This window comes from Pseudoglutamicibacter cumminsii, from assembly GCF_003143995.1.
Taxonomy (GTDB): domain Bacteria; phylum Actinomycetota; class Actinomycetes; order Actinomycetales; family Micrococcaceae; genus Pseudoglutamicibacter; species Pseudoglutamicibacter cumminsii_B.
This window is the reverse complement of record NZ_QFWG01000021.1, coordinates 1-1,595: the sequence shown is the minus strand read 5'-3', so window position 1 is coordinate 1,595 and position 1,595 is coordinate 1. Positions and strand designations below refer to the sequence as shown.

At 56.7% G+C, this 1,595-nt stretch carries 1 rRNA gene; it reads right to left on the bottom strand.

Features of this window, described 5'->3' with window-relative positions:
• Positions 1 to 24 precede the first annotated feature (24 nt).
• A 16S ribosomal RNA gene (locus tag CAY35_RS09405) occupies positions 25 to 1,555 on the bottom strand.
• Between the last annotated feature and the right edge of the window lie 40 nt (positions 1,556 to 1,595).

Here is a 1,595-nt window from a genome sequence, read left to right as displayed (position 1 = left end):
TTGTGGTGTTGGAGTGCTCCTTAGAAAGGAGGTGATCCAGCCGCACCTTCCGGTACGGCTACCTTGTTACGACTTAGTCCCAATCGCCAGTCCCACCTTCGACGGCTCCCCCCACAAGGGTTAGGCCACCGGCTTCGGGTGTTACCAACTTTCGTGACTTGACGGGCGGTGTGTACAAGGCCCGGGAACGTATTCACCGCAGCGTTGCTGATCTGCGATTACTAGCGACTCCGACTTCATGGGGTCGAGTTGCAGACCCCAATCCGAACTGAGACCGGCTTTTTGGGATTAGCTCCACCTCACAGTATCGCAACCCATTGTACCGGCCATTGTAGCATGCGTGAAGCCCAAGACATAAGGGGCATGATGATTTGACGTCATCCCCACCTTCCTCCGAGTTGACCCCGGCAGTCTCCCATGAGTCCCCACCATAACGTGCTGGCAACATAGAACGAGGGTTGCGCTCGTTGCGGGACTTAACCCAACATCTCACGACACGAGCTGACGACAACCATGCACCACCTGTGAACCAGCCCCGAAGGGAAAACACATCTCTGCGCCGATCCGGTCCATGTCAAGCCTTGGTAAGGTTCTTCGCGTTGCATCGAATTAATCCGCATGCTCCGCCGCTTGTGCGGGCCCCCGTCAATTCCTTTGAGTTTTAGCCTTGCGGCCGTACTCCCCAGGCGGGGCACTTAATGCGTTAGCTACGGCGCGGAAAACGTGGAATGTCCCCCACACCTAGTGCCCAACGTTTACGGCATGGACTACCAGGGTATCTAATCCTGTTTGCTCCCCATGCTTTCGCTCCTCAGCGTCAGTAACAGCCCAGAGACCTGCCTTCGCCATCGGTGTTCCTCCTGATATCTGCGCATTCCACCGCTACACCAGGAATTCCAGTCTCCCCTACTGCACTCTAGCCTGCCCGTACCCACTGCACACCCGGAGTTAAGCCCCGGGCTTTCACAGCAGACGCGACAAACCGCCTACGAGCTCTTTACGCCCAATAATTCCGGATAACGCTTGCGCCCTACGTATTACCGCGGCTGCTGGCACGTAGTTAGCCGGCGCTTCTTCTGCAGGTACCGTCACCCTAAAAGGGCTGCTTCCCTACTGAAAGAGGTTTACAACCCGAAGGCCGTCATCCCTCACGCGGCGTCGCTGCATCAGGCTTGCGCCCATTGTGCAATATTCCCCACTGCTGCCTCCCGTAGGAGTCTGGGCCGTGTCTCAGTCCCAGTGTGGCCGGTCACCCTCTCAGGCCGGCTACCCGTCGTCGTCTTGGTAGGCCATTACCCCACCAACAAACTGATAGGCCGCGAGTCCATCCCCAACCGATAAATCTTTCCACCCCCCACCATGCGGCAGGAGGTCATATCCAGTATTAGACCCAGTTTCCCGGGCTTATCCCGAAGTCAAGGGCAGGTTACTCACGTGTTACTCACCCGTTCGCCACTCATCCACCCAGTGCAAGCACCAGGCTTCAGCGTTCGACTTGCATGTGTTAAGCACGCCGCCAGCGTTCATCCTGAGCCAGGATCAAACTCTCCGCAAAAAACAAAAAACGATGTTCAATAAGCGGACAACCACACGAA